Origin of the sequence: Natronobacterium texcoconense, assembly GCF_900104065.1 — an archaeon.
In the GTDB taxonomy this organism is placed as follows: Archaea; Halobacteriota; Halobacteria; order Halobacteriales; family Natrialbaceae; genus Natronobacterium; species Natronobacterium texcoconense.
Genome location: NZ_FNLC01000002.1, coordinates 1,118,853 through 1,137,671 on the forward strand (window position 1 = coordinate 1,118,853; position 18,819 = coordinate 1,137,671).

Below are 18,819 nucleotides of genomic sequence, written 5' to 3' on the forward strand. Positions count from 1 at the left end.
CTAGAAGCCATCATGACCGTTGGCACCGAGACGACGCTCTACGAGGCTCCGCCGACGAACGTCTTCCAGGATCAGGGCTCCTTTCGAACCTACTTCAACTTCCCCGGACGGCTCCACCCCGATCACGACGATCACGGCTACGGACCGCTCGCGACGGTCGTCGAGTCGTTCATGGACCCGGATACGCTGATCTCGATGCACCCCCACCAGAACGACGAGATCGTCTCCTGGGTACCGGACGGCGTGATGCGCCACGACGACCGAGAGGACAACAAACTGGTGACCGACCCCGAACACCTGCTCGTGATGAACTCCGGGAGCGGCTTCTGGCACGAAGAGCGAACAGATGCGGACGACCCACCGCTTCGGATGCTCCAGATATTCGTCCGCCCGCACAGCCTCGACCTCGAGCCGACCATCCAGCACGGCCCGATTCCCGAATCCACGACCAACGAGTGGCGACACCTCTTCGGTCCCGAAGGCGGCGACGCCCCGTTTGCCGTCCGGAACGAGGTCGACTTCTTCGACGTCCGTCTCGACGCCGACTCGAGCGTCGACTTCCCTCGCGCCGACGGACGAGACGTCTACTTCTACGTCTTCGAGGGAGCGATCGAGGCCGACGGCACCCGATTCGACGAACGAGAACAGGGACTGATCGTCGACGGCGGCGAGGTGACGGCTACCGCGCTCGAGGAGACGACGCTCGTCGCCTTCCTCGTCGATCCGGACGCACCGGTGACGCGACAGGGGACGATCGGTCGATAACAGAGAGAGTCTGTCGCATCCCGAACGGCATTCACAAACGCATAAATCCGTTCGTTGATTCCACACGAACAGCGATGGATACCTACGACCTGATTACGCGAAACGCCGAGGAGGTCGTCACCGAGGAGGAGGTGCGCGAACTGGCCGACGATCCCGACGGAAAGCGGGTCTACGTCGGCTACGAGCCCTCCGGCGTGCTCCACCTCGGACACCTGCTGACGGCGAACAAACTCATCGACCTCCAAGAGGCCGGCATGGAGGTCGTCGTCCTGCTCGCCGACGTCCACGCCTACCTCAACGGAAAAGGCACCTTCGAGGAGATCCGCGAGACGGCCGAACAGATGAAAGCCCAGTTCATCGCGTACGGCTTAGAGGAGGACAACACCGAGTTCGTCTACGGCTCCGAGTTCCAACTCGACGAGGAGTACACCCTCGATCTGCAGGAACTGCAGGTGTCGACGACGCTCAATCGCGCCCAGCGCGCGATGGCCGAAATCGCCGGCAACGAGACCGCGAAGGTGAGTCACGTCGTCTACCCGCTGATGCAGACGCTGGACATCGAGTACCTCGACCTGGATCTGGCGGTCGGCGGCCTCGACCAGCGCAAGGTCCACATGCTCGCCCGCGAGGAACTGCCTGAACTGGGCTACGACGTTCGCCCCGCGCTCCACACGCCTATCGTCGCCGACCTCACCAGCGGCGAGGGGAAGATGTCCTCGAGCGAGGGCGTCACCATCTCGATGGAGGATTCGACGGAAGAACTCGAGGAGAAGGTCAACTCGGCGTTCTGCCCGCCGACGCGGGATCCCGAGGACGACCTCGAGAATCCCGTTCTCGAACTGTTCGAGTACCACGTCTTCCCGCGGTTCGAGGAGATCGTCGTCGAACGCCCCGAGAAGTACGGCGGCGACCTCACCTACGAGGAGTACGAGACGCTAGCCGAAGACCTCGAGTCTGGCGAACTCCACCCTGCGGACGCAAAGAGTACGCTCGCGACCTACCTCGACGAACTGATCGAACCGGGCCGCGAGAAACTGCGAGAGATCCGGGACTGATCGCGAACGGACCGAAAACCGTTTTACACACTCGTTCGTTTCGATTAGTCAATAGGTCCGCCGGACGGCGGACAGTCCCTCCATGACGCTCGTACTAGCACTCGTCGACGTCGGAACGACGCTCGAGAACGCGACCGGGTTCGGACGATACCTGCTGGTCTTTCTGCTCGCGATGATTCCGGCGATCGAACCCTTTATCGTGATCCCGGTGGCGATCGGGCTCGGTCTCGATCCGATTCTCACGGGTATCGCCGCGTTCGCCGGCAGCGTCACGGCGGTCGCGGCGATCGTCGTCGCTCACCAGCATATCACCGCGTGGTGGCGACGACGGACGGGCGCCGATCCGACGAACTCGAGCGACCGGTACAGCCGAGCACGCCGGATCTGGAAACGATACGGGCTCCCCGGACTCGCCTTCGCCGGCCCGATACTCGCGGGCATCCACCTTACGGCGCTCCTGGCGACGGCCGTCGGGTCGAACAACCGCGTCACGATCGCGTGGCTCACCGTCGGACTCGCGGCCTGGACGGTCGCGCTCGTCGCCGGTACGGTCGGTGGACTGTCGCTGCTCGGCGTTCCGTAAGCCCTCGAGATCACTGTAATCAGCTTGAAGTGCGAGTGCTCCCCTCGAGTACGTATGAACGAGACGCGACGCGCGATCCTCGAGGAACTCTCCGACGGCCCGGCCTCGGGGCCGGAACTCGCCGATTCGCTTTCAGTCTCGCGGGCAGCCATCTGGAAACACGTCGAGGAACTCCGCGACGCCGGCTTCGACATCGAGAGCGAGCCGACTGGCTACCGGCTCGAGGAAATTTCGGCCTACAGCGGCCCTGCCGTCGAGTTCGGGCTCGAGGCACCGTTCGAGGTCGACTACCACGATTCTGTCGGAAGTACGAACGACCGTGCACGGGAACTCGCGACAGAGGGTGCCGAGGACGTCGTCGTCCTCGCCGACGAACAGACCGGTGGTCGCGGCCGCCTCGAGCGGGCGTGGGCGGCACCGCCGGGTGGCGTCTGGGCCAGCGTCGTCATCCGGCCGTCGATCACGCCCGCGCGGGCACCGCTGTACACGCTGGCCGCGGCGGTCGCGATCGCTCGAGCGGTCCGCGAAGCGGGCGTCGACGCCGGAATCAAGTGGCCGAACGACGTGATCGTTCCCGGCGACGAGCCGAGCGAGTACCGAAAGCTCGCCGGTATCCTCACCGAGATGGAGGGAGAGACGGACCGGATTTCGTGGCTCGTCCCCGGGATCGGCGTCAACGCGAATATCGACGCCGATGACCTCCCGGACGGCGCGACCAGCATCCGTGCCGAGGCGGGCGACGTCGACCGACGGCGGTTCGTCCAGCGGCTCTTGGAGGAGTTCGACCGGTACCGGAACGACCTCGAGGCGATCGTCCCGGCCTGGCGTGAACTGTCGGTGACGCTCGGCCAGCGCGTCCGAGTCGATCGACCGGACGGTGAGGTCGTCGGCGAGGCGGTCGACGTGACGGAGAGTGGGGCGCTCGTCGTCGAGACGGACGACGGGGAGCGGACGTCGGTAACTGCGGGTGATTGCGAGCACCTTCGGCCCGTCTGAGCGCGATTTCTGTTGCTACTGTTCGGTTCGATCCGTCGAAATCCAGAATCTCGTTACTCGATCGGCGTTCCGCGGTTCCGCATGTCCGTCCCGCAGTCCGGACACCGACCCGGAGCGGCCGCAGTCACGATCGTCCCGCAGTTGAAACACTCGTACGTCGATTTCTCGCCGGGATCGAGCTGGACGTCTTTCATGACCGGGATGCCTCAGTTAGCATTTAGGAATAATATGGATAGTAAGATTAGTGTGCTTATCACTATCCAGTCATTTCTGCCGTCGAAAGTTGCGATGCAGTCGACACCGGATTACGGCTCGAGTCGCGCCTCGAAGAACGCCCAGGGTTCTTCGTCGTTCGATTCTTCGTCGTCGTCAGCGTCGTCCTCGTGGGACACATCCTCGTTCTCGCGCAGTGACTCCGCCGGGACGCCCCAGCTTTCGACGACGTCGAAGCCGGCCGCCTGCAACTGCGATCGGGTTCGTTCCGCGCCGGCGATGTTCCACTCCATCCTGACGCCCGTCTCGAGCCAGTCGGGGTTCTCGCCACACCACTCGTCCGTCCCCTCACACAGCAGTACGCGCCCGCCTGGGCGTACCACGCGCGCGAACTCGTCGATCACCGTCCGGTGATCCTCGAGCGGCACGTGGATCAGCGACCAGTAGGCGACGACGCCGTCGAACGAGTCATCGGCGAACGGGAGCGACGTCATGTCTCCCTGGGCCAGCGCAGCTTCTGGAACCGCGTCGGTTGCCAGCCGAAGCTGTTCGCGCGAGAAGTCGAGGCCGATCGGCGTGGCTCGTCCCGCGTCCAATCGTTCCAGGACCGGTTGTCCGCCGCCACAGCCGGCGTCGAGCACTCGCGGGGACTCCGGCAAGGAAGCGAGAACGCTCTCGAGAAGTTCCGTTCCGCGGTCGTCCTCTTCCCGGCGGTCGGCGTAGGCGGGCGCCAGTTCGTCGTACCCTCGGCGCACGCCGTCTTTCTCTACCATAATACGTGTCTCTGGCGTGACCTGTTCAATCTTCGGTCGCGGGTGGTTCGACCGACAGTCTCGAACGCGACTTTACCGTAGCGTACCAACGGTCGGTTACGGGATGACTTTCAGAGGGATCGACGAGGAGGCGGTCGACGCCATCGCGTCGCTCGGCAACCGGCAACGCCTCGAGATACTGCTCGCGCTGGCCGAGCGGGAACACGAGCTGCAAGTACGGGGAAATTCGATGTCGTTTACCGAACTGTACGACGCGGTCGAGGTCGGGAGTTCCTCGCAGTTCTCCTATCACCTCGAGCGACTCGTCGGCCAGTTCGTCGCGGAGACCGACGACGGGTATCGACTCACGTACAGCGGCGACAAGATCGTTCGAGCAGTGCTCTCGGGGCTCTACGAGGAGATCTCCGAGTTCGAAGACGAGCGAATCTCCGGCGCGTGCGTGTTCTGTGAGGAATCGGGGCTTCTCGCGACGCTGGACGACGAACAGTTCGTCGTCCGCTGTGAGACGTGTGACTCGCGGCTCCTGACCGACTTCTTCCCGCGAAGTCAGGCGAGAGACCGGACGCCGTCAGCGATCGTCTCGAGTTTCGGCACCCGGATCTGGGGGTCGTACGTCATGCTCCGCGGCGACGTCTGTCCCGAGTGTTACGGGCCGGTAGATACGACTGTCGAGGCCATAGAGCAAGACGACCGTCCGCCCTATCTCTCCGTTAGCACCTGTCGAGAGTGTAACCGCGTGATCTCGTTCCCAGTCGAGGTACTCGCGGCCTTCCACCCCGCGGCCGTCGGCTTCCTGTGGCGACACGGTGTCGACCTATTCGACCTTCCGCTCTGGGAGTTCTTCGAGTATGTCGTCTCCGGCCGCGTGACGACTGATCCCGTCTCCGTCGAGCCGTTCGAGGTACTCGTCACGTTCACAATCGACGACGAGAGGCTTCGGCTCGAGGTCGACGGAACCGGCTCGGTCGTACCGGTCTGAGACCTCGCTCGATTTCGCTCAAACGAATTTGAGTAACGCCGCTGTCAATATGTTAGGAAAGAAACAATACTTATCGTCGGTCGCCGTCTATGGGAGTTCATGCTCTTCGTAACGAATCCACAGGACGTCACGATCGACTGGAGGGGCGACGATGGCCGCGATTGAGATCGACGGCCTCACGAAACGGTTCGGCGACGTCGTCGCCGTCGACGACCTCGACCTGACCGTCGAGGACGGCGAAATCTTCGGCTTTCTCGGCCCGAACGGAGCGGGCAAGTCGACGACGATCGACGTCCTGCTTGACTTCATCCGACCGACCGACGGTACCGTCACCGTACTCGGCCACGACGCACAGCGAGAGGGCGAGGCCGTCCGCCGACGCACTGGCGTCCTCCCCGACGGCTACCACGTCTACGACCGACTCACGGGCCGCCAGCACCTCGAGTTCGCCATCGAGATGAAAGACGTCGACGACGACCCCGACGCCCTGCTCGAGCGGGTTCGCATCGCCGACGCCGCGGACCGCAAGGCGGGTGGCTACTCGAAGGGGATGACCCAGCGACTCGTCCTCGCGATGGCGCTCGTGGGGGATCCCGACCTGCTGATCCTCGACGAACCCTCCACGGGACTGGACCCGAACGGTGCCCGTGAGATGCGCGAGATCATCCGCGAGGAGAACGCCCGCGGAACGACCGTCTTCTTCTCGAGTCACGTCATGGAGCAGGTCGAGGCGGTCTGTGACCGCGTCGCGATCATCGACGACGGCCGACTCGTCGCCGTCGACACGATCGACGGGCTTCGCGACGCATCCGAGACGGGCGAGACGCTGTACGTCTACACGCAAACGCTCGAGGACGGCATCGTCGACGAGGTGGCCGCACTCGAGGGCGTCGGCACGGCGTCGCTCGACGAGGATCGACTCCGGGTGACGGTCGACGGCGTCTCCAAGTTCGCGGTTCTGCACGCGATCGATTCCGACGTCGTTCCGGTCCAGGACTTCTCCGTCGTCGAGTCCTCGCTCGAGGACCTGTTCGTCCGCTACACGAACGAGCCCCGGGAGGTGGAAGCATGACCTGGGGAACGATCGCGAAGAAGGACTTCCGGGACGCCGTACAGTCGCGTGCGCTGTGGGCGATCGTTACCGTCTTCGTGCTCGTCTCGCTGCTCTCGACGTACGCCTACGTCGAAGTGCCCGAGCTGTTCGGCGAACCGGGCGGCGCGACGTTCGCCGGACTCCTCTTTTTCACCTCCGGACTACTCGCGCTATTCGTCCCGCTGACGGCAGTCGTCGTCTGCTACAAGAGCCTCGCGGGCGAACGCGAACTCGGGAGCATCAAACTGCTGCTCGCACAGCCGACGACCCGACGCGACGTCTTCGTCGGGAAGGTCGTCGGTCGAGCGGGCGTCCTCGCTGCCGGACTCGGCGTCGGAGTCGTCGTCGGTCTCGGCTTCGGAGCGGCGCTCCTCGGCGCGCTCGAGACTGCCGCCGTCGTGACGTTCGTTCTCCTGACGCTCGCGTTCACCGCTGTCTACGCCGCGATCGTGGTCTCACTGTCGGCGACGACGGGATCGACCACGCGTGCGACGACGCTCGCGCTCGGTTTCTTCGTCCTCTTCGAACTCCTCTGGGACGTCGTCCCCGTTGGCCTCCTCTACGTGGTCAGTGGCTTTTCGTTCCCGGCGGAGATCCCGGACTGGGTGTTCACCGTGACGCAGATTTCGCCGTCCTCGGCGTACTTCTCGTCGCTCGTCGCACTGTTGCCCGACCTGGCCGGTCAGGTAGGGGCCGATCCCGGAATGGATGCCGGCGTCGGCGTCGAGGCGACGACGGAGTCCGGTACCCTCTACGCGAGCCCCGAGATCGGACTGGTCGTTCTGGTGCTGTGGCTACTCGTTCCGACCGTCGTCGGCTACTACCAGTTCCGCATCGCGGATCTGTAAGTCCGTCAGGCGTACTCCGACCACACCTCGTGCATCGGCACCCACTCCTCTTCGGGGTCGACCCGATCCGCTAGCACGGCGTTGAGGACGGCACCCAGCAGGAGACAGAGCCCGCCCAGGTAGACCCAGGTCAAAATCAACAGGACGGCACCGGCGATTCCGAACAGCGCGACGCTTTCGGAGGTGACGACGTAGATCCGGAAGCCGACGGCAAGGACGGTCCAGGCGAGCGCGGCGAAAGCAGTCCCAGGTAGCACCTCCCGGATCGAAACGTCGGCCTGCGGGAACAGGTAATACATCGGGAGAAAGACCGCGACCAGGAGGCCCACGAGCACGACGCTGCTGACGACCGCCGCCGCGAGACCGTCGGCGAGAACGGAGATGCTCACCCCGAGGACGCTCACGAGCGCGACTCCGACGGCAACCGTCGCCGTCAGGAGGACTGTCTCGAGTCCCGTCACGAGCGCCACCGTCACCGCGTTCGTCGCGTACGACTGTTCCTCCCGAGAGTCGTAGACGTCGGTAAAGGCACTGTTTACGGCCTGGAACAGTCTCGTGGCGCTCCACAGCAAGATGACGAACGCCAGCAGCGCCGCCCGCAGCCGATCGACGGTACCGCCTGCCATCTCGTCCATTCCACCGTCGGTCACCGCACCCTCGAGTCCGGTCGCCCCCTCGAGCGTCTCGACCAGTGGCTCGAGGGCGTCGACGAGCGTGATCCCGACGAGTGCAAGGATGACCAGCGGGACGAGCGTGTTGAACGCGTGGTAGGCGAGGCCGGCGGATTTGACGCTGATCTGGCGTTCGCGGGCGACGGCCGTGACGTCCCGGAGGAGCGTCCCCAGCGTCGAGTTCGTCGAGGACATCGCGTGTAGCGTCGTCGACGATGCGAGGGAAGTAGCTTCGGCCGGCAGCGTCGATTTCGGCGAAAACGAACCCCGTTATTCGTCGTGGACGACCGATTTCACGTGGCCGACGGTGCCGTTTTTCAGTTCGACCTCCGGACCGTGAGGGTCGTCCTCGTAGATCGTCGCGACCTCGCCGACGATCGGTTCGCGGTCCTCGGACTGGACGTCCTGATCGCCCTGAACGATCTCGACGGTGATCCCCTGGCGAAGTTCTTCCGCGGTCGGTCGTTCGTTCGACATAGACGGTGGTGGGCCAGTGGCGTCGAAAAGATTGCTGCCTGCAGGCGCGTCGCGAGTGTGCGTCACTCCTCGTCGAACTCGAGGGCGGCGCTGTTGATACAGTAGCGTTTCCCGGTCGGTTCGGGGCCGTCCTCGAAGACGTGGCCGAGGTGACCGTCACACTCGGCACACAGGATCTCGGTCCGGCGCATCCCGTGGCTGGTGTCGAGTCGCGTCTCGATGCGGTCGTCGTCGACGTCGTAGAAACTGGGCCAGCCACAGCCGGAGTCGAACTTGGTCTCGGAGTCGAACAGTTCGGCACCACAGCCGGCACAGGCGTAGCTGCCGTCGTCCTTGTGGTCGACGTACTCGCCGCTAAAGGGCGGTTCGGTGCCTGCCTCACGGAGAATTCGGTACTCCTCGTCGTCGAGTTGCTCCCGCCACTCCTCGTCGGTTTCGGGGAGATCCTGATCGGTCTCGGCTGGCTCGTGGTCCATACCCCCACTATGGTGGGGATCGTCAAGAGTCTGTCCGGCGGCGGTCGGGTTATCGTCCTGTGATGATGTCCGTACTCTCACATTGCGGACATTGCGTCATCCGGCCCAGTTTCGGCACCTCGAGTCGCAGCCACTCGTCGTCGCCGCCGGGAGCTTCGAAACCACAGTTTCGACACTGCGAGCGATCCGTCGTGACTGGTTCGTTGCTCATGCAATCACCTATGCTACCGTGTGTCATATATGTTGCCCGCACCCGGCGAAACGAGAGTCAGAACGTGTGAGGACGCCGTCACTCGGGACCAGGCGACGACTCCAGTTGGCCGTCGAGTGACCTGGTCCGACGAGACGGCTGGTCGGAGATCGCTGCGTTCGATCCCGCATCCGGATCAGTTTCCGTTCGACGGTCGCCGTCGAATCGCAGTACCGTGTTCGTATCGGCTGCAAGCGCCTCGAGTCGGTCGAACACGTCGATCGTTCGCTCTCCGTCGCGACAGGGAGCGACGTGGCACAACTTCTCGCCGTCGAACTCCGCAAGCGCGACCGTCGGTGGTCGCCAGACTTCGTGTGTCTCGTCCGTGATCGTCGATTCGACGCGACGGCGGCGGAAAAACGGTTCGAGCTGCCGTTCGACGTCTCGCGCCCAGTCCTCGAACGACTCGAGTCGTCGTTCGATGCGCTCGAGCTGTGGAATCCGGAGGGGACGGGTCGCGTTTCGCTCGATCTCCGTTCCCCAGACGTGGACTGCGGCGTCTATCGCCGTGTGCTCTTCGAGTACGGCGACGTGCTCGAGTGCGCGCTCCTGGGTCGGGCCGGTCGAAACCGGGGAAAACGAACGGATCCACAGCTCGACGCTCGTTGGACTGAATTGGGTGCGATTCACGGCTGATCTCCGTCATGGCTGTCAACGACACTCTACAAAAGTGTTGTCCGGTATATCAGATTCCCTGAACAGATTCCCCCGACGCTTGCTTGCGTTTTTCGACCCTCTACTGCGCCCGAATCCGGTCGCTGTTGCCGGTTTTGTCGATCGAATCTGGTCGCTTCGATCGGACAACACTCATCGACAGGGAGTCGCGATGACAGCCGACGGACACCATCGTCGTCGGTCGATCCCGTCCGTTATTACGTTTCAATTCCTATGCGCCGGTAATGGTCACTCGGGACGCACTCGCTGAGGCGGCCCTCGATACACTGCCGATTACGGTCGCCATCCTCGACGGCGACGGCGAAATCTTGCTGACGAACCAATCGTGGAAGGAGTTCGCTCCGGACCTCGACGTCGACCACGTCGGCGTCAACTACGTCGCGACTGCACGGATGGCCGACGACGACTACGCTCGACGAGCGGTCGAAGGGCTCGAGGCCGTCCTCGAGGGTGACCGCGACACGTTCGCGATGGAGTACCCCTGTCACACCCCCTCCGAGAAACAGTGGTTCCTGATGCGAGCGAGTCGGTTCGCCGTCGACGGGGACGTCCGGGTGTCCGTCGTCCACCTCGAGATCACCGAGCGAAAGTTGGCCGAGATAGAGGCCGACGAAGCAGTAGAGCGCCTTCGTGAGGAACAGCGGAACCTCGAGCACGTGCTCGAACGAGTCGACGGACTCGTCCGTGACGTGACCGACGCCGCCGTCGGCGCGGCGAGTCGCGACGAGATCGAACGGCAGGTCTGTCGACGACTCGCAGCGACCGACCCCTATGTCCTCGCCTGGATCGGCCGGGTCGACGTCACGACCCGCCGAATCTCGCCCCGCGAGTGGGCCGGACGGGACGACGTGCCGCTGGAAAACGACGAACTCGTCCTCGCCTCGGACGAGAGTCACCCCGCCGTCAGCGCGCTCGAGGCGGGCGAATCCCGTGTTATTCAGAACGTTGCTGACTTCGAGGACGCCGACCGGTGGTGGCCGACCGGCGCGGACGAGTGGCTCCAGTCGGTCGCCGCGATTCCAATCGAGTACGGCGACGTTACCTACGGCGTCCTCGTACTGTTCGCCGATGAAGCCGACGCCTTCGACGACCGGGAACTGCTCGTCCTCGAGTCGCTCGCGGGAACGGTATCGACGGCGATGAACGCGATCGAAACCCGGCAGATGCTGACGACCGAAACAGTCGTCGAACTTCAGGTCGAGATCGAAGATCCCTCGCTGTTCGTGAAGGCACTCGCGAACGACCTCGAGGCTGCCGTGACCTACCGCGGCCTAACGTACGATCGGGATGGAACGGCACTCGTGTTTTTCTACGTCGATCGAACCGATAGTGTCGCCGATGCTGCAGTCAGTCTCGACGGTATCGAGTCGGCGACGGTGCTTTCGGAGTACGACGATGGGACGCTGCTCGAACTCTCGGTTTCGGACGACGTCGTCGTCGCTATCGCGGACCACGGTGGCGTCGTCCAGCGATTCGATGCGGAGCCGAACGGTCGCACCGTGGATGTGGCACTTCAGTTGCCAAACTCCCAGTCGACCCGTTCGATCTACGACCTCCTCGAGCAACGGTACGACCGGGTCGAACTGCTCAGCTACCACGAGTCCGACCAGCCGACGCGGACCCCGCGAGACGTCCTGGCGGAACTCGACTCGGAGCTAACCGATCGACAGCAGATGACGCTCCAGAAGGCCTTCTACGCAGGCTATTTCGAGTGGCCACGCACCGTTTCGGGCGAGGAACTGGCCGAATCGATGGGCGTCTCGCGGTCGACGTTCCACCAGCACCTCCGGACCGCCCAGGGGAAACTGCTCGCGGAACTGTTTGCCGCCGACCCTACTAGTGAGGGGTAGCTGTTATATACGCATCTGTTGTACGACAGACACCACGGCGCTACGCGGCGTCTCCGGGCTAGCAATGAAACGGGAACACGTAGACGAAGGGAAGGCGATCCAGAAGCGTACCGGAAAGACGTTCTACCTCGCGACCAGGTTCCTTCCGGAGCGAGTCCGTCACGCCACGCACGTCCTCTATGCGTTCTTCCGGATCGCCGACGAGGTCGTCGACGACGCAGACGGCGTCTCGCCGGCGGACCAGCGGGCCGAACTCGAGTCGCTCCGCGCCCAGGCACTCGGCGAAACCGAACCCGAGGACCCCGTCCTCGAGGCGTTCCAGGAGCTGAAATCGCGGTACGACATCACCGACGAGGAGGTAAACGAGTTCGTCGACGCGATGGCGACCGACATCACCCGGAGTCGGTACGATACCTACGCCGACCTCGAGTCGTACATGCGCGGGTCGGCCGCGTCGGTCGGCGTCATGATGACCGCGATCATGGAACCCGAGATGGAGGAGACGGCGCTTCCCCACGCGGTCAAACTCGGCGAGGCCTTCCAGCTGACGAACTTCCTGCGCGACGTCCGGGAGGACGTCCTCGAGCGCGACCGGATCTACCTCCCACAGGAGACGCTTCGTGAGTACGGCGTCGACAGCGAGGAAATCGAGAACCTCGAGTATTCGGAGGCGTTCGCACGGGCGATGAAGGCCGAACTCGAGCGCGCCGAGGAACTCTACCGGGAAGGCGTCGCGGGCATCCGGTATCTCCCCGAGGACTGCCAGCTGCCCGTGCTCCTGGCGGCGGTGCTGTACGCCGAACACCACGCGCTCATCCGCGACCAGGAGTACGACGTTCTCTCTGCGGAGCCGTCGCTGTCGACCTCCCGAAAACTGTGGTGTCTCGCGAAGACTCGCTGGCACTGGCACTGGAACCGCGACCCCGAAGCGGTGTTCCAGCGAGTCTCGGCGGTGCCGGCAGCCGAACGCGAGTGGCCCGGCCTCGAGTCCGGTGAAGGAGTGCCGACGCGATAGGCAGCCGTCACGCCGCTTTTGCCGGCCGACCGCGACAGCTACTCGAAACCAACCGACAGCATCGACGACGGAACGTTCTCCCTGATCCCGTCGACGACCGCGTTGCCGTCGTCAACGTCAAGCGGCGGTACCGTCGCGACCTGCGTCCCCGTCATCCGCTCCAGTTCCGAAGGGTTCGTCCGCTCGGCCAGCGTCGCTCCGTCGTACTCGTTGAGAACGATCCCGTCGACCAACAGACCGCGATCCTCGAGTGCAGCCACCGTCAGGGCGGTGTGGTTCAGCGTTCCGAGCCCCGAACGGGCGACGACGATGACGGGAAAACCGAGGTCGGTGGCGAGATCCAGTACGTCACGGTCATCGGCGAGAGGTACCCGAACGCCGCCGATTCCCTCGACGATCGCAACTTCCTCGTTCGCGGCGACCGAGCGACACGCAGCCGTGATTTCGTCGTAGGAGAGCGATTCACCCGCTACTGACGCCGCAACTCGAGGTGCAAGCGGTGGCTCCAGCCGCCGGAGACACGTCGATGCAGTCGGATCACCACAGACGTTTGCGACCGTGCGCGCGTCGTCGTCGTCCGGTGCACCCGTCTGTGCCGGCTTGATAGCGTGTGCATCGATACCCTCGCTTCGAAGCCAGCCCGTCAATCCGGCGGTGACGACGGTCTTGCCGACGCCGGTTCCGGTACCAGCGACGAAGACACCGGCCCCAGGATCGAACCGACTGCTCACCGTGACAACACCCCGACTGATCGGCCGGCATCCTCGAACGCCTCGAGGCAGGCGTCGACATCGTCTCGGTCGTGGGTTGCCATCGGCGCGATGCGAATTCTGCTGGTTCCTTCGGGAACGGTCGGCGGCCGGATCGGTGGCGCAACGATGCCATGCTCGCGGACGCGTTCGGCGAGTTCGATCGCCAAGTCGCGTTCTCCAATCAAGACCGGAAGGATCTGTGAACTCCCGAGTACCTCGTATCCCATCGCCTCGAGACCGTCACGGAGGATTTCGACCGTCTCCCAGAGGTCGTTTCGTCGGTCGTCTTCGCGAGCGATCCGTAACGCTTCGCGGGCCGCACCGACGGCTGGCGGGGCGAGTCCGGTGGAGTAGACGAACGAACGTGCGTCGTTGAGGAGATACTCCACGAGAGCGTCGCTTCCGGCGACGTACCCACCCTGGCTGGCAAGCGCCTTCGAGAGCGTGCCCATTTGGACGTCGACGCGGTCGCTCAATCCCTCCCGCTGGACGACACCACCACCGTCGTCGAACAGGCCGGTAGCGTGAGCCTCGTCGACCATGAGCCACGCTCCATACGTTTCTGCGATCGCACAGAGCGACTCGAGCGGCGCGACGTCTCCGTCCATGCTGAACACCGTATCGGTGACGACGAGCCATTGTTCGTCAGGATCAGCCTCGGCGGCAGCCGATTCACACTTCGCGGCGAGGTCGTCGGGATCACAGTGATCGTAGACGACCGTCTCCGCGTCCGTAAGCCGACAGCCGTCGATGATACTGGCGTGATTGAGTGCGTCCGAAAAGATGCGATCGGGCTCGAGGGAAGCGATCGTCCCGACGTTGGCGGCGTAGCCGGACGGAAAGACGAGCGCCCGTTCCGTGCGCTTGCACTCCGCAATGTCGCGTTCTAGCGCGCGATGCAGGTGGGTGTCTCCGGTTACGAGTCTGCTGGCTCCAGCACCGGTACCGACGCTTCGCGTGGCTCGTTCTGCGGCACGTTGGACGCGTGAATCCCTCGCCAGCCCGAGGTAGTTGTTCGAGGCGAAGACGAGTTTCTCGTCGTCGAAATCGACGCTCCCACCGCGAGGATCGGGTGCAAACCGCGTCCGTGGGTCGACCGCCTCGGCTGGCTCGAGGGTGCGGCGCAGATCGTTCGTCTCGCGCGTTTCGAGTCGCTGCCGGAGATCGAATCCGTGTTCACTCATTGCACTCGTCGAACGATCAGAACCGTGGCAGCAGCTCGGTGGGACCGTAAACGCCGTCGTCGCCGACGCGGTGACGCATTACGCCCGCTTTCATGTAGCCCAGTGCAGGACCGTTCACGTTGGCCGCCATGCTCGTGTCGTCGTCGAGTTGGAACGTATTGGTCGCCGTCTCGCCATCGAACGTCGTCCCTGTCACGCTGACGGTCGTCGTAGTCGGTTTCTCGTCCGAACGGACGTCGAGCACTCCGCCGACGGTGACGTCGTCGGCGTCACAGACGCCTGCGCGTTCGAGCAGGACGTCGTCAGCGTGCTCCATATCCTGAAACTCCAGTACGCCGTCGTGTTCGTCGATTATCTCCTCGATTTCCGTTTCACTCAGGGATCGAGCAGTTTCGATATCGTAGCCGTCGAGATGAGCGATGTCCTCGCGGACCGTCCCACGGTTGTCCTCGTAGCCGGACTTGAGGCCGACACCCCACCAGATGTCTACCTCCTGTACCTCCACAAACGATTGGGCAGCGAGCGCCGCTGTACCCGTCAGGAAACCGGGCGTCGCACCGGCACCACATACGAACGTAATGCCAGCATCCTCGAACGCCTCCTCCCGCTCGTCCAGCATGCCGATGACTCGCGAACGTTTGAGCACGTCCACGAGCACACCGGAATAATCGGCCTCGACAAAGCGGTCGGCGACGCGAGGAATGAAGTCGTGCTCGAGATTCGGCAGCGCGATGAGGACGGCATCGATGGCGTCGGATTCGGCGATCACGTCGTCGATCGGCGTCTCGGTCGGCTCGCCCTGTGCCGATGCGACGATGCCCGCGTCGTCTCCAGTCTGTTTGACGCCGCTGCTCGCTGCGACGCCGCCATCGGTCGCCGCATCCGAGCTACCAGTCTCCCCGCGCCCGTCGCCCGCGATATTTCCTTCCGTCGCCTCGAGTAGTTCGTCGACGTCGAGACCGTCGTGATCGACGGCGATCCCGTTCCGGTCGCAGGCTGCGACCGGCACGAGACCGTCAGTGTGCTGGCTGACCTCGAGCGTTCGTCGTCCGATACCACCGGTGCCGAGTACTGCGAAGGTGATGTCCGTCATAGTGGATCAGTCGTTTCGTTCGGTTCCGTCGCTGCGTCGATACCGGATCGGTCACGCTCACGAGCAGAGTCGTCGGCTCGTTCATGCACCGCATCGGGATCGAACTCGTTTACGTCCATGTTCGGCTTCAGGCCGGCGCGCTCGATGATCTCGAGGTCGGTGCCGGGTGATTGTCCGTCGGTCGTGAGGTAGTCGCCGGTGAGAATGCCGTCGGCACCGGCTTCGAGTGGCAAGTGCTGTTCGTCGGGTTCGAGGTTTGCCTCTCGGCCGCCCGTCAGGCGGACCCTCGCTTCCGGATGGAGCAGTCGATACACTGCGACAGTCTTGACGAGTTCCGGGGTCGAGATATCGGCCGAGCCGTCCAGTTGGTCGGCAAGTGGCGTTCCCGAAACGGGGTTGAGGACGTTGACGGGAAGCGACGAAATTCCGATGTCCTGCAGTGCAATCGCCGCCTCGACGCGGTCGGTCGGCGTCTCTCCCATGCCGAGAATGACGCCCGCACAGAGGTCCATGCCGGCTTTTTTGGCGACCTCGAGCGTCTTCACGCGATCCTCGAAAGAGTGCGTCTCGACGATCTCCGGAAAAAAGCGTGGCGAGGTTTCGATGTTGTGGTTGTAGTGGTTGATCCCTTCGTCGGCGAGGATGGTGGCCTCTTCCTGGGTTAGGATGCCGAGCGATGCGTCGACCGCAACGTCGGTTTCGTCCCGAACCAGCCGAATAGCCCGGATGACGTCCTGCCATTCGTCGGGGCGTTTCTCCCTGGAGACGCCTTTCTCCGCGACGACGATACCGAATCGCTGCGCACCATCGCGTTCGGCACGTTTTGCGGCCTCGAGGATCGCTTCGGGTTCGAGAAATCCGTGGGTGTCGATACCTGTGTCGAAGTGTACGGACTGCGCACAAAAGCCGCAGTCTTCGGCACAGTTGCCCGCCTTTGCGTTGACGATCGAGCAGGCATCGACCGTGTCGTCGCCGAACTGCGCGCGGACGTAATCCGCTGCTGCGGCGAGTTCGTCGACCGGCTGTGCGATCAACGCCAGCCCGTCGGTACGGTCGAGCGAGTCACCGTCGAGGACGCGCGACACGGCGTCGTCGATCACTCGATTCTTCGTTTCGTAAACCACGATCTCTAGACCAGTTTACGAGATATTAATTGTTTCGACGACGACAGTAGTGGAGAGATCACTACAGGGTGTTGTCGCTCCCTCGATCGAGAACAGATTGCTGGAGCGAACGGCACTCGGACGAAGACAGCCGACGAGAACTGGAGAAAGAGCCTCAACTATTTTCGACTGTCGACGCCTCCTGGTTGCTCCAGGGCAGCGCCGTCAGCACCATCTCCCTGTCGTACCGATCCGTGCTGAACAGCCCGAGACAGAACAGCCCGGCGACGGCCGCGGCGAGCCAGTTGCCGTAGAGGACGTTGATCGACCCCCACAGCAACACGAAGCTCACCAGGTCGTCGAGGACGAACTCGCACTCGCGGACGCGTTCGAGCAGGGCCTTCCGGTCGAAGGCGAGGTCGACCAGCGCGACGGCGACGGTGCCCGAGATCACCCAGCCGCCGTAGTTCGAGAGAGGAACGCCGTAGAAGCCGCCGGAGTCGAACGCCCAGAAGCCGATCGCGACAGCCGCGGGGTCGAGCACGACGTCGATCGCAACGACGGCGACGATCGCGACCGGGACCCTGACGAGGAGCCGCTCGCTCCAGTCGCCGAATACCAGTAACGTGAGCAGGTAGGCGTTCAACACGAGTGGAATGAAAAACAGCGGGAGCGCGATCGGGACCTCGCCGAAGAGCATCGGCCCAAGCTGGATCGTGTACTCGAAAGCGCCGTAGGGCCAGTCGGTCCGGACGCCGATCATCTCGATCGCGTACGTGTAGGCGGTCAGGACGCCGAGACAGCCCAGCGCCCACCAGCCGATCCGGGGCAGGAGCCCCACGATTAGCGGCGAGCGCATAACCATCGTCCCGAACAGGATCAACAGCGGGTTGTACGCCAGCGGCTCCGGGAGCCACCCCTCCGCGCTTGCAACCAGCGTCACCGCGCCGATGACCGGGAAGACGACGGCGATCGTGAACCGATTCTCCCGGATGATCTCCTCGAGGCGGCGCTGTACGGCCCCACGCCGCTCGCTCACGTTCCGCTGTTCGTGGTCAGTCGCGTCGGTGTTCGGATTATCCATGGACGATCCTCCAGAGCCCACCCATCGTCAGTACGGCACCGACGACGGTGTTGATCGCCGGGAACCACCAGTAGGCACGATCGACGGCGACGCTCGAGGCGACAATCGCGACGAGCACGGGATAGACGAGCATGACGACCCCGAGCCGGTAGTCGAGCGCGCCGAACGCGACGGCGCTCGCGAGCCAGCACGCGCCACAGTAGGCGTACGTCCGGCGTTCGCCGAGTACCGTCGCGGTCGTTCGGATCCCAGTTGCACGGTCGGGTTCGATGTCGGGAATAGCCGAAAAGGTGTGCATTCCCATCGCCCACAGCCAGCCACCCAGGATTGCGAGCGTTGGCGGCTGCGTCCCGGCGACGGCTGCGTAGGCCGCCACGCCGGGCGCGACGTAGAGCCCGTTCGAGACAGAATCCAGCAGTGGCGTCGTCTTGAACCGAAGCGGCGGCGCGCTGTAGGCGGCCCCCAGAACGAGGAAGACGACGATCCACGGCCAGGCCGCCGTCGGAACGATTGGCACGAAAAGCAAGGGTAACGCACCACAGACCGTGGCGACGGCGGGGACGTACCGCTGCCCTCGATAGCGTGTCTCCCGATCGTCTTTCTTCGGGTTTTCGGCGTCGATCTCGCGGTCGTAGACGTCGTTGACGCCGTAGAGGAAGACGTTCGCCGGGACGAGAAAGTAGGCGAACAGGACGACGGCTGCGGGCACGAACAGCTCCGCAGTGGTCTCGGCGGCGTAGGCGACACCGACCAGTACCGGTCCCGCAAGGTAGAGCCAGAACCGCGGCCGCGACAACACCAACAGGTACCGGAGGTGGGCGACCAGTCGGACGTCACCTTCCGTAGACGCGGTTTCCGTCATGATCAGCTCGCTCGCGCTCGAG

22 protein-coding genes are annotated in these 18,819 nt (G+C 63.9%); 9 read left to right on the plus strand and 13 right to left on the minus strand.

Features of this window, described 5'->3' with window-relative positions; genetic code table 11:
- Positions 1–12: 12 nt before the first annotated feature.
- The 4 genes from BLR35_RS12880 (at position 13) to BLR35_RS12895 (ending at position 3,399) form a co-directional block, all read left to right on the plus strand.
- Complete coding sequence (locus BLR35_RS12880; protein WP_090382516.1) at positions 13–765, plus strand: pirin family protein; 753 nt, start codon at positions 13–15, stop codon at positions 763–765.
- Between the two features lie 74 nt (positions 766–839).
- On the plus strand, positions 840–1,820 hold the full coding sequence (locus BLR35_RS12885) for a tyrosine--tRNA ligase (RefSeq protein WP_090382518.1): 981 nt from the start codon (positions 840–842) through the stop codon (positions 1,818–1,820).
- A gap of 82 nt (positions 1,821–1,902) precedes the next feature.
- The gene (locus BLR35_RS12890) at positions 1,903–2,403 is read left to right on the plus strand and encodes a small multi-drug export protein (protein WP_090382521.1); all 501 of its coding nucleotides are present in this window, start codon (positions 1,903–1,905) and stop codon (positions 2,401–2,403) included.
- A 54-nt stretch (positions 2,404–2,457) separates the two neighbouring features.
- Positions 2,458–3,399, plus strand: a complete 942-nt coding sequence (locus BLR35_RS12895; protein ID WP_090382524.1) for a biotin--[acetyl-CoA-carboxylase] ligase — start codon at positions 2,458–2,460, stop codon at positions 3,397–3,399.
- A 53-nt stretch (positions 3,400–3,452) separates the two neighbouring features.
- On the opposite strand, the gene BLR35_RS20330 is transcribed toward BLR35_RS12895, so the two are convergent.
- Complete coding sequence (locus tag BLR35_RS20330; protein ID WP_139169291.1) at positions 3,453–3,593, minus strand: rubrerythrin-like domain-containing protein; 141 nt, start codon at positions 3,591–3,593, stop codon at positions 3,453–3,455.
- A gap of 111 nt (positions 3,594–3,704) precedes the next feature.
- Positions 3,705–4,385, minus strand: coding sequence for a class I SAM-dependent methyltransferase (locus BLR35_RS12900; protein ID WP_090382527.1), 681 nt, complete (start codon positions 4,383–4,385; stop codon positions 3,705–3,707).
- A 103-nt stretch (positions 4,386–4,488) separates the two neighbouring features.
- On the opposite strand from BLR35_RS12900, the gene BLR35_RS12905 reads away from it, so the two are divergent.
- The 3 genes from BLR35_RS12905 (at position 4,489) to BLR35_RS12915 (ending at position 7,305) form a co-directional block, all read left to right on the plus strand.
- On the plus strand, positions 4,489–5,364 hold the full coding sequence (locus BLR35_RS12905; RefSeq protein WP_090382529.1) for an ArsR/SmtB family transcription factor: 876 nt from the start codon (positions 4,489–4,491) through the stop codon (positions 5,362–5,364).
- A 151-nt stretch (positions 5,365–5,515) separates the two neighbouring features.
- Positions 5,516–6,436: an ABC transporter ATP-binding protein gene (locus BLR35_RS12910; protein WP_090382531.1), complete on the plus strand. Its 921-nt coding sequence runs from the start codon at positions 5,516–5,518 to the stop codon at positions 6,434–6,436.
- Positions 6,433–7,305, plus strand: coding sequence for an ABC transporter permease subunit (locus BLR35_RS12915; protein WP_090382534.1), 873 nt, complete (start codon positions 6,433–6,435; stop codon positions 7,303–7,305). The genes BLR35_RS12910 and BLR35_RS12915 overlap by 4 nt, the downstream gene beginning before the upstream one ends.
- Before the next feature lie 5 nt (positions 7,306–7,310).
- Here the strand turns inward: BLR35_RS12915 and BLR35_RS12920 are convergent, their stop codons facing one another.
- The 5 genes from BLR35_RS12920 to BLR35_RS12935 form a co-directional block, all read right to left on the minus strand.
- Positions 7,311–8,171, minus strand: coding sequence for a YihY/virulence factor BrkB family protein (locus BLR35_RS12920; protein ID WP_090382536.1), 861 nt, complete (start codon positions 8,169–8,171; stop codon positions 7,311–7,313).
- A 75-nt stretch (positions 8,172–8,246) separates the two neighbouring features.
- Positions 8,247–8,453 (minus strand): DUF2196 domain-containing protein, encoded by a 207-nt coding sequence (locus BLR35_RS12925; RefSeq protein WP_090382539.1) that lies wholly within the window; start codon positions 8,451–8,453, stop codon positions 8,247–8,249.
- Between the two features lie 62 nt (positions 8,454–8,515).
- A complete protein-coding gene (gene msrB, locus BLR35_RS12930; RefSeq protein ID WP_090382542.1) occupies positions 8,516–8,929 on the minus strand; it encodes a peptide-methionine (R)-S-oxide reductase MsrB in 414 nt (137 codons plus the stop codon).
- Positions 8,930–8,978: 49 nt separating this feature from the next.
- Positions 8,979–9,140 (minus strand): hypothetical protein, encoded by a 162-nt coding sequence (locus tag BLR35_RS20720; protein WP_170831026.1) that lies wholly within the window; start codon positions 9,138–9,140, stop codon positions 8,979–8,981.
- 78 nt (positions 9,141–9,218) lie between these two features.
- Complete coding sequence (locus BLR35_RS12935; RefSeq protein WP_090382544.1) at positions 9,219–9,809, minus strand: HTH domain-containing protein; 591 nt, start codon at positions 9,807–9,809, stop codon at positions 9,219–9,221.
- 269 nt (positions 9,810–10,078) lie between these two features.
- Here BLR35_RS12935 and BLR35_RS12940 point away from each other — a divergent pair, with 269 nt between their 5' ends.
- Positions 10,079–11,704, plus strand: coding sequence for a bacterio-opsin activator domain-containing protein (locus tag BLR35_RS12940; protein ID WP_090382547.1), 1,626 nt, complete (start codon positions 10,079–10,081; stop codon positions 11,702–11,704).
- Positions 11,705–11,768: 64 nt separating this feature from the next.
- A complete protein-coding gene (locus BLR35_RS12945; protein WP_090382550.1) occupies positions 11,769–12,719 on the plus strand; it encodes a phytoene/squalene synthase family protein in 951 nt (316 codons plus the stop codon).
- Positions 12,720–12,757: 38 nt separating this feature from the next.
- Here BLR35_RS12945 and bioD read toward each other — a convergent pair whose 3' ends face one another.
- The 6 genes from bioD to BLR35_RS12975 all read right to left on the minus strand — a co-directional run bounded on the left by bioD (position 12,758) and on the right by BLR35_RS12975 (position 18,797).
- Positions 12,758–13,450 (minus strand): dethiobiotin synthase, encoded by a 693-nt coding sequence (bioD, locus tag BLR35_RS12950; RefSeq protein ID WP_090382552.1) that lies wholly within the window; start codon positions 13,448–13,450, stop codon positions 12,758–12,760.
- A complete protein-coding gene (locus BLR35_RS12955) occupies positions 13,447–14,655 on the minus strand; it encodes an aminotransferase class I/II-fold pyridoxal phosphate-dependent enzyme (RefSeq protein WP_090382555.1) in 1,209 nt (402 codons plus the stop codon). The genes bioD and BLR35_RS12955 overlap by 4 nt, the downstream gene beginning before the upstream one ends.
- Before the next feature lie 16 nt (positions 14,656–14,671).
- Positions 14,672–15,748: a (S)-8-amino-7-oxononanoate synthase BioU gene (locus BLR35_RS12960; RefSeq protein WP_090382558.1), complete on the minus strand. Its 1,077-nt coding sequence runs from the start codon at positions 15,746–15,748 to the stop codon at positions 14,672–14,674.
- Positions 15,745–16,872, minus strand: a complete 1,128-nt coding sequence (bioB, locus tag BLR35_RS12965) for a biotin synthase BioB (protein ID WP_090382561.1) — start codon at positions 16,870–16,872, stop codon at positions 15,745–15,747. The genes BLR35_RS12960 and bioB overlap by 4 nt, the downstream gene beginning before the upstream one ends.
- 154 nt (positions 16,873–17,026) lie before the next feature.
- Positions 17,027–17,935, minus strand: coding sequence for a bisanhydrobacterioruberin hydratase (gene cruF / locus BLR35_RS12970; RefSeq protein ID WP_244510239.1), 909 nt, complete (start codon positions 17,933–17,935; stop codon positions 17,027–17,029).
- Positions 17,928–18,797 carry a prenyltransferase gene (locus BLR35_RS12975; protein WP_090382564.1) on the minus strand — a complete coding sequence of 290 codons (870 nt, stop codon included), beginning with the start codon at positions 18,795–18,797 and terminating at the stop codon, positions 17,928–17,930. The genes cruF and BLR35_RS12975 overlap by 8 nt, the downstream gene beginning before the upstream one ends.
- Positions 18,798–18,819 lie beyond the last annotated feature (22 nt).

Coding starts and splice junctions, on each gene's coding strand:
- BLR35_RS12880 (WP_090382516.1), top strand. CDS start 13: ATGACCGTTGGCACCGAGACGACGCTCTACGAGGCTCCGCCGACGAAC.
- BLR35_RS12885 (WP_090382518.1), top strand. CDS start 840: ATGGATACCTACGACCTGATTACGCGAAACGCCGAGGAGGTCGTCACC.
- BLR35_RS12890 (WP_090382521.1), top strand. CDS start 1,903: ATGACGCTCGTACTAGCACTCGTCGACGTCGGAACGACGCTCGAGAAC.
- BLR35_RS12895 (WP_090382524.1), top strand. CDS start 2,458: ATGAACGAGACGCGACGCGCGATCCTCGAGGAACTCTCCGACGGCCCG.
- BLR35_RS20330 (WP_139169291.1), bottom strand. CDS start 3,593: ATGAAAGACGTCCAGCTCGATCCCGGCGAGAAATCGACGTACGAGTGT.
- BLR35_RS12900 (WP_090382527.1), bottom strand. CDS start 4,385: ATGGTAGAGAAAGACGGCGTGCGCCGAGGGTACGACGAACTGGCGCCC.
- BLR35_RS12905 (WP_090382529.1), top strand. CDS start 4,489: ATGACTTTCAGAGGGATCGACGAGGAGGCGGTCGACGCCATCGCGTCG.
- BLR35_RS12910 (WP_090382531.1), top strand. CDS start 5,516: ATGGCCGCGATTGAGATCGACGGCCTCACGAAACGGTTCGGCGACGTC.
- BLR35_RS12915 (WP_090382534.1), top strand. CDS start 6,433: ATGACCTGGGGAACGATCGCGAAGAAGGACTTCCGGGACGCCGTACAG.
- BLR35_RS12920 (WP_090382536.1), bottom strand. CDS start 8,171: ATGTCCTCGACGAACTCGACGCTGGGGACGCTCCTCCGGGACGTCACG.
- BLR35_RS12925 (WP_090382539.1), bottom strand. CDS start 8,453: ATGTCGAACGAACGACCGACCGCGGAAGAACTTCGCCAGGGGATCACC.
- msrB (WP_090382542.1), bottom strand. CDS start 8,929: ATGGACCACGAGCCAGCCGAGACCGATCAGGATCTCCCCGAAACCGAC.
- BLR35_RS20720 (WP_170831026.1), bottom strand. CDS start 9,140: ATGAGCAACGAACCAGTCACGACGGATCGCTCGCAGTGTCGAAACTGT.
- BLR35_RS12940 (WP_090382547.1), top strand. CDS start 10,079: ATGGTCACTCGGGACGCACTCGCTGAGGCGGCCCTCGATACACTGCCG.
- BLR35_RS12945 (WP_090382550.1), top strand. CDS start 11,769: ATGAAACGGGAACACGTAGACGAAGGGAAGGCGATCCAGAAGCGTACC.
- BLR35_RS12955 (WP_090382555.1), bottom strand. CDS start 14,655: ATGAGTGAACACGGATTCGATCTCCGGCAGCGACTCGAAACGCGCGAG.
- BLR35_RS12960 (WP_090382558.1), bottom strand. CDS start 15,748: ATGACGGACATCACCTTCGCAGTACTCGGCACCGGTGGTATCGGACGA.
- cruF (WP_244510239.1), bottom strand. CDS start 17,935: ATGGATAATCCGAACACCGACGCGACTGACCACGAACAGCGGAACGTG.
- BLR35_RS12975 (WP_090382564.1), bottom strand. CDS start 18,797: ATGACGGAAACCGCGTCTACGGAAGGTGACGTCCGACTGGTCGCCCAC.